This is a genomic window from Acinetobacter nosocomialis NIPH 2119 (assembly GCF_000368085.1).
Lineage (GTDB): Bacteria > Pseudomonadota > Gammaproteobacteria > Pseudomonadales > Moraxellaceae > Acinetobacter > Acinetobacter nosocomialis.
In genome coordinates, this window is sequence record NZ_KB849239.1 from 2868695 (window position 1) to 2882386 (window position 13692).

General features: G+C 39.8%; 10 protein-coding genes and 1 pseudogene. 5 read left to right on the top strand and 6 right to left on the bottom strand.

The features are described 5' to 3' along the window. Positions 1–39 precede the first annotated feature (39 nt). The 6 genes from F984_RS17255 to F984_RS17280 all read right to left on the bottom strand — a co-directional run bounded on the left by F984_RS17255 (position 40) and on the right by F984_RS17280 (position 8613). The gene (locus F984_RS17255; RefSeq protein WP_004710985.1) at positions 40–1719 is read right to left on the bottom strand and encodes a long-chain-fatty-acid--CoA ligase; all 1680 of its coding nucleotides are present in this window, start codon (positions 1717–1719) and stop codon (positions 40–42) included. Between the two features lie 297 nt (positions 1720–2016). Next, positions 2017–4236, bottom strand: a complete 2220-nt coding sequence (gene parC, locus F984_RS17260) for a DNA topoisomerase IV subunit A (protein WP_004710986.1) — start codon at positions 4234–4236, stop codon at positions 2017–2019. A gap of 153 nt (positions 4237–4389) precedes the next feature. Next, entirely contained in the window at positions 4390–5709 is a 1320-nt protein-coding gene (niaP, locus tag F984_RS17265) for a niacin transporter NiaP (RefSeq protein WP_004710988.1), read from the bottom strand. A gap of 82 nt (positions 5710–5791) precedes the next feature. After that, positions 5792–6436: a trimeric intracellular cation channel family protein gene (locus F984_RS17270; protein ID WP_004710990.1), complete on the bottom strand. Its 645-nt coding sequence runs from the start codon at positions 6434–6436 to the stop codon at positions 5792–5794. A 45-nt stretch (positions 6437–6481) separates the two neighbouring features. Next, positions 6482–6949 (bottom strand): YchJ family protein, encoded by a 468-nt coding sequence (locus F984_RS17275; RefSeq protein WP_004710992.1) that lies wholly within the window; start codon positions 6947–6949, stop codon positions 6482–6484. Positions 6950–7020: 71 nt separating this feature from the next. After that, complete coding sequence (locus F984_RS17280; RefSeq protein WP_004710994.1) at positions 7021–8613, bottom strand: TerC family protein; 1593 nt, start codon at positions 8611–8613, stop codon at positions 7021–7023. A gap of 326 nt (positions 8614–8939) precedes the next feature. On the opposite strand from F984_RS17280, the gene F984_RS17285 reads away from it, so the two are divergent. The 5 genes and pseudogenes from F984_RS17285 (at position 8940) to F984_RS17300 (ending at position 13691) form a co-directional block, all read left to right on the top strand. Next, on the top strand, positions 8940–9563 hold the full coding sequence (locus tag F984_RS17285) for an LOG family protein (RefSeq protein ID WP_001089658.1): 624 nt from the start codon (positions 8940–8942) through the stop codon (positions 9561–9563). Between the two features lie 168 nt (positions 9564–9731). After that, positions 9732–11123, top strand: a complete 1392-nt coding sequence (gene mdtD / locus F984_RS17290) for a multidrug transporter subunit MdtD (protein ID WP_002048895.1) — start codon at positions 9732–9734, stop codon at positions 11121–11123. Positions 11124–11200: 77 nt separating this feature from the next. Beyond that, positions 11201–11959, top strand: a pseudogene (locus F984_RS0104035) (glycoside hydrolase family 25 protein). A 1-nt stretch (position 11960) separates the two neighbouring features. Then, on the top strand, positions 11961–13016 hold the full coding sequence (dinB, locus tag F984_RS17295) for a DNA polymerase IV (RefSeq protein WP_002048935.1): 1056 nt from the start codon (positions 11961–11963) through the stop codon (positions 13014–13016). Positions 13017–13337: 321 nt separating this feature from the next. Then, entirely contained in the window at positions 13338–13691 is a 354-nt protein-coding gene (locus F984_RS17300; protein WP_004711002.1) for a RidA family protein, read from the top strand. Position 13692 lies beyond the last annotated feature (1 nt).

The following is a 13692-nucleotide window of genomic DNA, read 5'->3' on the forward strand; positions in this document are numbered from 1 at the left end:
AAAAAAGCGCCCTACGGCGCTTTTTTTAATCACTAACGATTAAGCAGGTTTACGTAGATCTTTACGTAAAATTTTACCTACATTTGATTTTGGTAATTCATCCATAAACTCAACATAACGAGGGCGTTTGTAGCCTGTTAAGTTTTCTTTAGCAAAGTTCAAAATTTCTTCTGTGGTCAAGCTTGGATCTTTTTTCACAATAAAGAGTTTTGGTACTTCACCTGATTTTTCATCTGGAACACCAATTGCAGCAACTTCCAACACTTTTGGATGTTTAGCAATAACTTCTTCAATTTCACTTGGATAAACGTTAAAGCCTGAAACCAAAATCATATCTTTTTTACGGTCTACAATTTTTGTATATCCACGGCTGTCCATTACACCAATGTCACCAGTACGGAAGAAGCCGTCAGGTGTCATCACTTTAGCGGTCTCATCTGGACGGTTCCAATAGCCTTTCATCACTTGAGGACCACGGATGGAGATTTCACCTTGTTCACCTAAAGGTAATTCTTTACCCTCATCATCTAAAATAGCAACTTCTGTTAAAGGTAATGGAATACCAATCGTGCCGCTAAATTCAGTAGAAGCTGGAGGGTTTGCAGTCGCTACCGGAGAAGTTTCTGATAAACCGTAACCTTCAATAATGGTAGTGCCAGTAATTTTCTTCCAAGCTTCTGCTGTAGAAGGTAAAACTGCCATACCACCGCCCATTGCCATTTTTAAATTGCTATGGTCAAGTTGTTTGAACTCTTCATTATTTACCAAGGCATTAAACAATGTATTTACTGCTGGGAAGAAAGAAGGTTGGTATTTACGTAATTCCTTAATCACGGCTGGTAAATCACGCGGGTTCGGAATCAGGATATTTGCCTGTCCTTTGTACATGCCGTACATCGCACAAACCATGAATGCAAAAATATGGTAAAGCGGTAATGCACAAACGATACGATCGCCTTTAGCACCATCATTTGCACCAAATTTACTTTGGAAAATACCGTCACACTGTAAAAGGTTAGCAACCAAATTACGATGCGTCAGCTCAGCACCTTTTGAAACGCCTGTTGTACCACCCGTATATTGAAGCACAGCAGTATCACTTAAAGTTAAAGTCGGGCGTTTATAATTGCTTGGGTTTTCTTTATTTAATGCGCTATTAAATTTAACATGGCCAGGAATATTCCAAGCTGGAATTTGTTTACGCACTTTACGTAAAACAAAGTTCACTAAAGTACCTTTTAGTGTACCTAACATGTCTCCAACAGAAGCAACTACAACATGCTTGACTGGAGTTTTACCTAAAATACTTTGATAAACACTCGCAAAGTTTTCAATAATGACAAGAACTTCAGCACCTGAGTCATTTAACTGATGTTCAAGCTCACGTGCTGTGTATAGCGGGTTAACATTCACTAAAATCAAGCCAGCACGGAAGACTGCCAATGCCACTACAGGGTACTGCAATACGTTTGGCATCATTACTGCAACACGCGTACCTTTTGCTAACCCCAAATTTTGCAAATAGGTCGCGAACTTACGGCTTGCAAGTTCCAACTCGTTAAATGACATGGCTTTATCCATAAAGATAAAGGCATCACGAGAACCAAATTTTTGAAAATTACGCTCAAAAATATCAACAAGTGAGGTATTTTCTGCAGGCAATGCTACTGTTTCTGGAATCCCTGTCTTTTGGTATTCTGCAAACCAAATCTTTTCCATAATGCCATTATCTCCGATTCGTAATCCTTAGTAATAACTGTTATTCAATGCCCCAGCTATTCTTTAGCTTCTTGGTGCCAGAACATATTTAAAACTTATTGGCACATTCATGACACTTTCGAACAAGATTATGAGACAGAAGTTTTGACAATTTGACCCTGTCAAATTTTTTGCATGGAGTACAAATTATGTACTCCAAATTGCTGCCCTTTTAATCATTATTCCATACCAACAAGTTCAGTTCACTGCTTGAACTTGTTGCCATATATAGCGTATTTATGTTGCCAGACGCTAGCTTTATCTCTGAATCAACAGTTTATTTGCTTTTTGATATCCACGTGGTAAGAGCTGACCTTTCGAAGCACGTTTACCCATGTATTTTTGTAGATCATCACCTTTTAATTTGAGATGTTGTTGACCTGCAACTACCTGAATTATTTCATCTAAGTTCAGGGTTGTCATGGATAAAATTTGCTCTTTGGCTTCAAGTTGTATCAACTTATTACCTTTACCTTTATTTAAATTTGGCAGCTCGGCCAAATCTAAAATTAACAAACGCCCTGCTGAGCTCAGTACAGCCAAATGCGTCATGTTTTGGGCAGAAATGAGTGGTAAAGCTTTTGACTTCTCTGGTACCGTTAAGAATGTCTTACCAGCTTTCGCATTGGTATCTAATTGCTTAGTTTGAGTTTTAAAACCGTAACCTGCTGAACTTGCAGCAATCAATTCAGACTCATCATCATCTAAATAAACCTGAATAAACGATACACCACTTGCTGGAGAAAGCTTAGAACTCAATGGATCCCCCAAGCCTCTGGCTGAAGGTAAATTACTAATCGGTAAGGCATAACTACGCCCTGTTTCATCAAGGAAATAAACTCGCTGATTGGTTTTACCGACAGCATGACTTAAATATTGGTCCCCTGCGCGGTAGTTCAGATTTTCAGCATCAACATCTGCACCTTTTGCCGCACGAACCCAGCCAGCTTCAGACAACACAACTGTTACCGTTTCGGCTGGCATTAAATCCTGTTCTTTAATTTGAACCGCTTCAGCACGTGCAACAATTGGAGAACGGCGCTCATCACCGAACTTTTTCGCATCTTCTTTTAGTTCACCAATAATCAGATTTTTTAGAGATTCAGGATTTTCCAGTTGTTCACGAATAATGGCAGCTTTCGCCGAAAGCTCATCTTGTTCATGACGGATTTCCATCTCTTCAAGTTTTGCCAAATGACGTAATTTAAGCTCTAAAATTGCTTCGGCCTGTATCTCATCAATATTGAAGTGTTCCATCAACACTGGTTTAGGCTGATCTTCTTCACGAATAATACGAATAACAGTATCAATATCGAGATAAGCAATTAAAAGACCTGCCAAAATATGTAGGCGCTTTTCAATACGGTTTAAATGATACTGCAAACGACGAGTTACCGTTTTTTTACGGATCTCAATCCATTCCAGCAAAATACGACGAATCGATTTAACTTGAGGGCGGCCATCTTCACCAATCATGTTCAAGTTGACACGATAACTCGACTCTAAATCGGTGGTCGCAAATAAGTGACTCATCACTGCTTCCGCATCAATACGGTTAGAACGCAGCACAATCACGAGTCGTGTCGGGTTTTCATGATCCGACTCATCACGCACATCAACGACCAATGGCAGCTTTTTAGCCTGCATCTGGTCAGCAATTTGAGTAATCACCTTAGAACCAGATACTTGATATGGCAGCTCAGTAATCACAATTTCATGCTTTTCAACAGAATAAACCGCTCTCATGCGGTAGCTACCACGACCAGTCGTCTGGATTTTAAGTAACTCTTCTGGCGGAGTAATAATTTCAGCTTTGGTTGGTAAGTCTGGAGCCGGAATATATTCAGCTAATTTTTCATCTGAGGTTTGTGGATTACGGATTAAGGCAATCGTTCCTTTTACCACTTCACGCAAATTATGCGGTGGAATATCGGTGGCCATACCCACAGCAATACCAGTTGTACCATTGAGAAGAATATTAGGTACACGTGCAGGTAAAGTGATCGGTTCTTTTAACGAACCATCAAAGTTATCTTGCCATTCGCTAGTGCCCTGACCTAATTCGCTCAGCAATAATTCACTATAAGCCGAGAGTTTGGCTTCGGTATAACGCATCGCAGCAAAAGACTTAGGATCATCTGGTGAACCCCAGTTCCCCTGACCTTCAATTAAAGGATAGCGGTAACTAAATGGTTGAGCCATTAAGACCATGGCTTCATAACAAGCCGAGTCACCATGTGGATGGTATTTACCCAGTACATCACCCACTGTACGCGCTGATTTTTTAGGCTTACCACTATTTTTTAAGCCTAGTTCGCTCATAGCATAGACAATACGGCGCTGTACAGGCTTTAAGCCATCACTGATATGCGGCAATGCACGGTCCATAATGACGTACATGGCATAATTCAAGTAAGCCTGCTCAGTAAATTCGGCTACAGAGCGGTTTTCTGTTGCATGATGCGCAAGGCTGGTCATAGTCAGCTTATCTTCCAAATCAGTCGTTATTTTAAGTGTGTATTATGCTAAGTGGGCTATGTTACAGACACAAGAGGGACTCTGTCACCTGAGCGTCAAATTGTGTCTTATCTCTCTATATTTTTAGTTACTTGCTATAAAGTTAGGCAAAAACTATAGGCCAATCGACTCTAACCTTTTACCTTGAGTCTCTTCACCTAATACCAAAATAACTAAGGCCACAGCAAGTAAAACAACAGTAAACATCATAAAAACGTGATTAAAGCCGTTTTTGGCAACCATCATATGTGTCACGACCATTGGCGCAACAATTCCACCAATACGCCCCATTGCCGATGCCCAACCCGAACCAAAGGCCCGAATGTTGGCTGGATATTGTTCTGGTGTGTAGGTATATAACACTCCCCATGCACCCAAATTAAAGAATGACATGAGACAGCCCCAAAACATAATGCTATTTACACTGTCGGCTTGTCCAAAGAAATATGCCGACAAAGCACAAAAACCGATAAATGCCGCGAGTGTGATTTTTCGACCTAAACGTTCGACAAACCAAGCGGCTGCCAAGTAGCCTGGTAACTGCGCCAAAATCATAAGCAATACATATTCAAATGATTTGACAACGTCGTAACCTTGTTTCACCAATAAACTCGGCAACCACGTAAAGATGCCGTAATAGGAATAAACAATACCAAACCAGATCAGCCAGAGCATTAGACTTCTGCGAGCAAATTGGCCACTCCAGAGCTGTTTAAATGAAACTTTTTGTCGCATGGCTACAGGTACGACTTCAATATGGTGAACAATTTGCACACCTGCTTTAGCTTCTAGTTTTTGTACAAGTGCATGCGCTTCTTCAATACGACCACGGTTAATTAGATACGGTATCGACTCAGGGACTTTTTTCCAAATCACTAAAATATAAATAAGTGGAAGACCTCCCACAAGAAAGGCAATATGCCAGCCAAATTTAGGAATAATAAAATAAGAAATGAGCGCAGCAACCAGCCAGCCTAATCCCCAAAAGCTTTCAAGCAGAACAATAAACCGTCCACGAACATGAGCAGGAACATATTCACTGACCAATGTAACTGCTACAGGTAACTGTCCACCTACCCCTAGTCCCACAATAAAACGAAAAATTAATAGCCACTTCAGATCTGGAGCAAAAGCACATAACGCAGTCGCAATACTATAGATGGCCATAGTCATCGCAAATACAGTTTTTCGGCCAAAACGATCTGCTAAGGCACCAGAACAAACTGCTCCTATGGCCATTCCCACAAAGCCAATACTGACAATCCAGCCACTTTCAACTGGTGTTAATGACCAGTCTTTAACAAGGGTCGTCATAATAAAAGCGATAATACCGGTATCCATCGCATCAAACATCCAACCTAAACCCACTACCCATAAAAGCGTGTAGTGAAATTTGCCAATTGGAAGATTTTGTATACGTGAAACCAGATCCATAGGAACAACTCTACTGGAAAGAATAAGTGGACAAGACCATATATAGAATTGTTATATCATGCCCACATGAAGTTCTGCATGATTAATGTTCGTCGGTTGAAGAAGCCGACTCTGCATCATCATCTTTATAAATAAATTTAGGCATTTCCAAACCAAAATAAATGGCAATTAAACGAAGTGTAAAACCAAATACCAAGGTTGAAATAACAGTAAGTTCTAGACTTAGACCTAAGTCTAAACAGACCCAATAGCAAATAACGGCAACAAAAGAAATACTTGCATACAGCTCACGGCGGAAAACAAACGGGACATCGTTACATAAGATGTCACGTAAAATACCGCCAGATACTCCCGTTAAAACGCCTGCTACAGCCGACACGACAAAGCCATGTCCCATTTGTAAGGCAATCTGGCAACCAATAATGGTAAATCCAATCAAACCTAAAGCATCAAGTACCAAGAAAATGTTATGTAAATGGCGCATCCACTTGGCAATAATGATGGTAACAAAAGCAGCACAACACGTTAAAACTAAATATTCAGGATGCTTTACCCACGTTAAAGGATAGTGTCCAAGTACTACATCACGTACAGAACCACCACCCAAGGCCGTCACACAGGCAATCAGTACAACACCGAACCAGTCCATACTCCGTCGTCCAGCAGACAATGCACCAGTCATGGCTTCGGCAGTAATCGCAATAATATAAATAACGGTGAGTAACATTGCCCTTTCCTTCAGGCCAAACGGTGGGCGTATTTTAAGATAAAGTTATAGGAATTGTGCACAGCATTGCTTAAATTTTTTTCCTGAACCACAGATACACGGTTGTTTCATGGTGACCTGCATATCGACCGTTGGATCAAGGAAAAACCATTGCTGCTGGTGATATACAAAATGTGAAACTTCATGATGGATTTGAGCACTTTTTCCATCGTGATAATGAGCCTTAAACTCGACCTGTGCATGAGTCTTGTCTAGTTTTTCTTTAGCCTGTATGACTTCTAAACCGAGCCATTGATTTTGTTTACTCCATTCGGCAATCCCCTCTTTATCAAGAACAGCTTGCTGACCTAAAGCGGTAGTTTGAACAATATAATCGATTTGCTGCAATGCAAATGCGCTATAACGCGAACGCATAAGCTGCTCTGCGGTGAGTACTTTTGCTGTGCCTAAATGTAAAGGCTCACAACATTCTGCATAGCTACCTTTTCCGCATGGACAAGTTTGTTGGGTCATTCGATACTTCTCAAATAAAAAATAGCTCAAAGTTGAGCTATTTTATGATGTTTCTAAATTTGGAACGCAATTTAATCTTTCGATTCATCTTGTTCGATAGAAACAATATGAACTTTCTCGATCTTGTGGCCTTCCATGGTTACAACTTCAAAGCGATAACCATCCGCTTCAACAGTTTCACCATTTTCAGGTAAGCGACCTAAATGGAATAACAAATAACCCGATAAAGTAGAGTACTGTTCACTTTCATCTACCAAATCACGACCGAGTAAAAGCGATACATGACGAATATCGGTTGAACCTTCAAGTATTAAAGAACCATCTTCTAAGCTTTCAGCTGCTGCATCTAGTTCATCTTCATCAGGGAACTCACCCGCAATTGCTTCTAAAATATCAATTGGTGTCGCAATACCTTCAATTGAACCATATTCATTTAGAACAATCGCCATTTGCAAAGGAGCCTGACGTAATTGTTCCATCACCATAAGCACTTGAGCATTTTCATGCACAATGACTGGCTCACGTAAGTACTTTTGAAAATCAACAACGCCTGTTTCAATGAAGCCATTTAGAACTTTATGCGTAAGCGCGATACCTTCAATATTATCAAGTTCACCACGAGCAACAATTAAACGTGAATGTGTCATCGACATTAAGCGTTCTTTCAAAACTTCTGGTTCATCATCTAAGTCAATCCATTCAAGCTCAGGTCGTGGAGTCATCACCGACTTTACTGGGCGTTCAGATAACCCAAGTACGCCTTGTACAAGCACACTATGGTAAGCACCATTTTCTTCATCAAAGACTTCATCGGCAAAAGCTTGAGTAGCCAATACATCTTCTTTATCAGCCGTTTGGGCATCTGAAGTAGAACCGCTATTTTTACTGCCTAACATACGTAAAACCGCAGAAGCTGTGCGATAACGTAAATCTGTAGTCGTCACTAGCTTTTCTTGATTGCGACGCATGGTTTGGTTGATCATTTCGACTAAAATCGAGAAACCAATCGCAGCATATAAGTAACCCTTCGGAATATGGAAACCAAAACCTTCCACCACCAACGAGAAACCAATCATCATTAAGAAGCCAAGACACAGAATAACGACTGTTGGGTGCTTATTTACAAAGTCCATGAGTGGTCTTGAAGCCCACAGCATAATACCCACAGCAATCACAACAGCAACCATCATGATTGAAAGCTCTTTGACCATACCTACAGCAGTAATTACGCTGTCTAGTGAGAATACGGCATCAAGCACTACAATCTGGACAATCACCATCCAGAACGCAGCATGAACTGGATTATCTTCTTTATGGAGCTGTTTACCTTCCATGCGCTCATGCAATTCCATGGTGCCTTTAAATAACAAGAACACACCACCGAATAACAAGATCAAATCACGGCCAGAGAATGGATGGTCAAAAATATGGAAAAGTGGTTGGGTGAGTGTCACAACCCAAGCAATTGAAGCTAACAGAATAAGACGCATTCCCAAAGCGAGTATTAAACCCACTATACGTGCCTTAGTACGTTGTTCTGGCGGTAACTTTTCAGCCAAAATAGCAATAAAGACGAGGTTATCGATCCCTAGTACGATTTCAAGAACAATTAATGTAGCTAAGCCTACCCAAGCAGACGGATCAGACATCCATTCAAAGATCATTGATCCTGCTCCTGTGCTGGGTGGATTTTATCTTTATTGGGCAACGCAACAGGCGTGCCTAGACAAAGGGGGAATAATGTTTTTTTAGGACAAGAAATTAAAACGGAGCGACTACAACCACTACCCATATTTGTTCATATGTTGTTAAACGAATTTTCAGTATAGGCAAGATTTAACATAAATTCATCATTTTTATTTGATCATTATATGTATTCACCAAACCCATACAAAACATGAATCTTTCCTATAAAACTGCTTATAAAGTTGTCATATTTTTTGCTTAGTGTAGACAAGAAATATGAACGTGATAAGGTGAAAATAAAGCAATGAATAGCGTATTAACAATGGCAGTAAATGATTCACCAATAACATCTGTAAAAACAACACAACCTCTTATTGCATTATATTGTGGCTCACGAGCAGGAAATAACCCGATTTATCGCGAAAAGGCAATTGAATTAGCCAGCGGAATTGCTGAACAAGGTTTTGGTTTGGTCTACGGCGGTGCCAGCATTGGTCTAATGGGACAAGTTGCAGAAAGCGTACTTGCGCATGGTGGAGAAGCTGTAGGTGTCATTCCTGAATTTATGCTTGATTATGAAGTGGCTCATGCTGGATTGACCGAACTGCATGTGGTCGAAACCATGCATGAACGTAAAGCCATGATGGCAGAACGTGCGAGTGCTTTTATCGCACTACCTGGTGGTTTGGGAACATTCGAAGAAATTTTGGAAATTGCGACGTGGGGTCAACTCAATCAGCATCAAAAACCTATGATTTTATATAACGTAAATGGTTTTTATAATGCATTAATTGCTCAGTTAGACCATGCTGTACAAGAAGGCTTCCTCCCTCTTCAGCATCGAGCTAAATTAATTGTATGTGAAGAAATCGATCAAATTTATAACGTCATTAAAAATTTAAAAATGCCAAAAAGATTTGTTGTGTAAACTCTCTTATCTCAATAAAAAAGCGGTTCTTCCGCTTTTTTTGTTTTAACTATTTTCACCGTTGTCTTCAAAAGCAATTAGATTTAGTAAAGGGGTACTCAACATTGCCTTACTCTTTTTACTTTCAATTTGTTTTACACTAAGCGAAAACGTTAATTTTCAAATGTTATGAATGCCACGCCGACTCATCAAGCTTTGCAACCTGAATATCGCCTATTGGTTCTTTTGGTTTCCATTGGCTTTTTTATGCAGGCATTAGATACAACAATTGTAAATACAGCCATTCCTGCAATGGCACATCATTTAAATGAAGATCCATTACGTATGCATAGCGTGGTGGTAGCTTATGTTTTATCTGTGGCGGCCTGTATTCCTTTAAGTGGATGGTTGGCAGACCGCTTTGGTGTTAGAAATACGTTTTTATCAGCAATTGTTATTTTTACGCTTGCATCTTTAGGTTGTGGTCTTTCTCAAAGCCTTAATGAACTTTTATTTTTCCGTGTCATTCAGGGCGTAGGGGGGGCATTATTACTCCCCGTTGGTCGTTTATCACTTTTAAAAATTATTCCCCGAACTCAGTTCCTAGCTGCCATGAGTCTTATGAGTCTGGCAGGTTTACTTGGTCCTTTGGCAGGTCCCACACTCGGAGGCTGGCTCGTTGAAGTTGCAACATGGCACTGGATTTTTCTTATTAATATTCCAATGGGTATACTCGGTATATTAATGACATTAAAAGTCATGCCAAATGTAAAAGAACCTACAGTAAAATCCTTTGATCTTATTGGTTTTGTGCTCTTAGTCGTTGCAATGATTGGCTGGTCTTTAGGTATTGAACATATTGCCTCGCCTGAATACTCCAAATGGTTCAGTATTTCACTGTTAGTGGTGGGAGTAATCGCAACGCTTTGGTATGCCTATCATTCACATACACATCAAAATGCATTATTCCGTAGCCGTCTCTTTAGAAATAAAATTTATGCGATTGGTATTTTAGGTAATTTCTTCGCCCGCTTTGGTGGTAATGCCCTACCTTTTGTTTTACCACTCATGCTACAGGTCGCTTTTGGTTTTGAGCCATTCATTGCGGGATTAATGATGATTCCGCTAGTGTTAGGCTCGCTTTTCTCCAAGCCGATTGTTAGACCGATCATTCAGAAACTGGGTTATCGTCGTTTTCTGTTAATTAACACAACTTTAGTGGGACTATGTATTGGGTCTTTTGCAATTATGACTGTCGACACCCCAACTTGGTTTAGAGCTTTACACTTCTTCTTATTTGGTACATTAAACTCATTACAATTTGTAGGAATGAATACGCTCACCTTAAAAGATTTGCCTCAGCAAGATGCGAGTAGTGGGAATAGTTTCTTATCAATGATTATGATGCTTTCAATGAGTATTGGTGTTGCGCTAGCAGGTACACTCATCAATGTATTTACCAATTACTATGGTACAGCCCATGTAACAACAGCGTTCCATGTCACCCTTATTTGTTTAGGGTGTATTAATGTCATTACTGCGATTATCTTTTGGCAAATTCCAAAAAATACACCTGTGTAAGCAGTTGCATTTTTAGCATGGTTTATATTTCTTAAATCACGCTATGATGTGGGCTTCATATCAATACTGAGTTTTGCATGACCAAGCTGGCAAAAACCTTTTCTGCACCACGCTACAATACCCTAATTGGGATTGTTTTAGCTTGTGTTATGGGGGTTCTGACTTACTTCGGTCTGTTCTACCAACAAAAAGCAATCGCTCAAGATTACCCTGTTCAAGGCTTTGATATTTCTCATCATCAAGAAGATATCAACTGGAAAAAAATATCCCCATAAAAATTCCAATTTGTTTATTTAAAAGCAACTGAAGGCGGTGATTATAAAGACCCAAAATTTCAAGAAAACTGGCTAAAAGCACGCGAACATGGATTTCATGTCGGGGCTTATCATTTTTATCGTTTATGCCGTGATGGTAAAACACAAGCTGAAAATTTTATTGCCACTGTGCCCAACAAGACCGATGCCCTTCCCCCTGTTATTGATTTGGAATATGACGGCAACTGTATTAATGCGCACACCAAAGAACAACTACTTAAAGAAATAGGCATCATGCATGACCGCTTAAAACAGCATTATGGTAAACAGCCTATCTTTTATATTTCCAAAACTTTTTACCACATTGTATTAATAGGTAGTTTCCCTAATACACCTCTGTGGGTCAGAGATTACGAAGGAAAACCTGAGCTTAAAGACAAAAGAAAATGGCTCTTTTGGCAACATAGTAATCAAGGTAAAATTGAAGGTATGACCAAGCCAGTAGACTTAAATGTTTATGAGGGTTCAGTCAAAGAATGGCACCAATTTTTACAGCAGCAAGGCATCGTGAAAGCACAATAATATGCGCAAAATCATTCATATCGATATGGATGCCTTTTATGCATCAGTCGAATTGCGAGAACGTCCTGATCTAAAGCATCTGCCCGTCGTTATATCTTCACATCATCCGCGCGCTGTTATTGCGGCAGCTTCTTACCCTGCCCGTGAGTTTGGCTTACGCTCTGCTATGTCTATGAGCCAAGCCAGAAAACTATGTCCTCAAGTTGTTATTATTGAACCTAATTTTGAAAAATATCGTGCTATCTCGGCTCAAATTCATAGCATTTTTCAACAATACACTACTCTTATTGAACCTTTATCTTTAGATGAAGCATACCTTGATGTCACTGAAAATTTAAAACAAATCGCGAGTGCGACCGAAGTGGCCATGCATATTCGGGAAGATATTTTCAGGCTAACAGGACTAACAGCTTCGGCTGGTGTAGCACCCAATAAATTCTTGGCAAAAGTTGCGTCCGATTGGAATAAACCGAATGGCCTGTTTGTGATAAAGCCCTCTCAGGTGGCCAATTTCATTCAAGACTTGCCCTTAAAAAAAATTCCGGGGGTCGGTAAAGTTACCCAAGAAAAACTCCAACAGCTTGAGTTACATACGCTGGGTGACTTACAAAAAATTGAAGAAGCTGTTTTAGTTCACCACTTTGGTAAATATGGGCAACAGCTTTATTTATACGCTCAAGGCATCGATAACCGGCCCGTTCAAGCTGAACGTGCTCGTCAGCAAATTTCAAAAGAAACCACATTTGATAGTGACTTTACTTTAGCCCAGTGCCAACCCTACTGGCATGGCCTAGCCGAAAAAGTCTGGCAAAGCTTAGAGAAAAAGCAACTTAATGCTCGTGGTGTAAATATTAAGCTCAAACTCAAAAATTTCCAGACACTCCAACACAGTAAAAGTTTTAAGAACCCAATTCATTCTCAACAAGACCTCATTCAAGTTTTATTCTTACTTTTAAATGAGATGCATATTCCCGAAAACTTCCAATTTCGGCTGATTGGTATTGGAGTTTATCAATTACAGACCAAAGCTGACGACTTTCAGTTGTCATTATGGTAAGTGTTGTTTTTTTATACAAAAGAACAACTTTTAAACAAAATCTATTCCCTTTTGCTCAAAGTTTGAAGTAATCTAATCAGCGCATATTCATTACCCATGTATTTGCAACATGTCAAAAACAACCTTTATTTTTGGCATATCGTCCTGTGATTGGCGCGACGACCAAATCCGAATATTACAGGGCACTTAAAGTACATGGAGCTTGCCCATTCTTATAAATCACAACAATAATCTACCCAAATTCTTTTGCACTTGCTTGCACCTGCCTACTAACTCTTCATAAAATCGAACTATTCACTAAAGAAACTTTAGAGCATATTTATGACGGTAAAACGATTACACGTAACTTCAAGATATTGTGAAGTAGCAATTTCGGGTAATTTGGTTCATTTAGCAGGACAGCTCGCTGATGATACCAGCGTGGACATTACAGCGCAGACCCAACAAACTTTAGACAATATTGATCGCTTACTTGCTGAAGCTGGTACGGACAAGAGTCATATTCTTTCTGTCATGATTTTTCTAAAAGATATTGAAACGGATTATGCGGCTATGAATGCTGTATGGGATGCATGGATTAGCAAAGAGCATCCGCCTGCTCGTACTTGTGTGGAGTCTAAACTTTATGCACCTGATGTACTGGTAGAAATGACTGTCGTTGCAGTACTTCCTTAAT

Coding starts and splice junctions, on each gene's coding strand:
- F984_RS17275 (WP_004710992.1), bottom strand. CDS start 6,949: ATGACCCAACAAACTTGTCCATGCGGAAAAGGTAGCTATGCAGAATGT.
- F984_RS17270 (WP_004710990.1), bottom strand. CDS start 6,436: ATGTTACTCACCGTTATTTATATTATTGCGATTACTGCCGAAGCCATG.
- mdtD (WP_002048895.1), top strand. CDS start 9,732: ATGAATGCCACGCCGACTCATCAAGCTTTGCAACCTGAATATCGCCTA.
- F984_RS17285 (WP_001089658.1), top strand. CDS start 8,940: ATGAATAGCGTATTAACAATGGCAGTAAATGATTCACCAATAACATCT.
- F984_RS17300 (WP_004711002.1), top strand. CDS start 13,338: ATGACGGTAAAACGATTACACGTAACTTCAAGATATTGTGAAGTAGCA.
- F984_RS17255 (WP_004710985.1), bottom strand. CDS start 1,719: ATGGAAAAGATTTGGTTTGCAGAATACCAAAAGACAGGGATTCCAGAA.
- niaP (WP_004710988.1), bottom strand. CDS start 5,709: ATGGATCTGGTTTCACGTATACAAAATCTTCCAATTGGCAAATTTCAC.
- dinB (WP_002048935.1), top strand. CDS start 11,961: ATGCGCAAAATCATTCATATCGATATGGATGCCTTTTATGCATCAGTC.
- parC (WP_004710986.1), bottom strand. CDS start 4,236: ATGACCAGCCTTGCGCATCATGCAACAGAAAACCGCTCTGTAGCCGAA.
- F984_RS17280 (WP_004710994.1), bottom strand. CDS start 8,613: ATGATCTTTGAATGGATGTCTGATCCGTCTGCTTGGGTAGGCTTAGCT.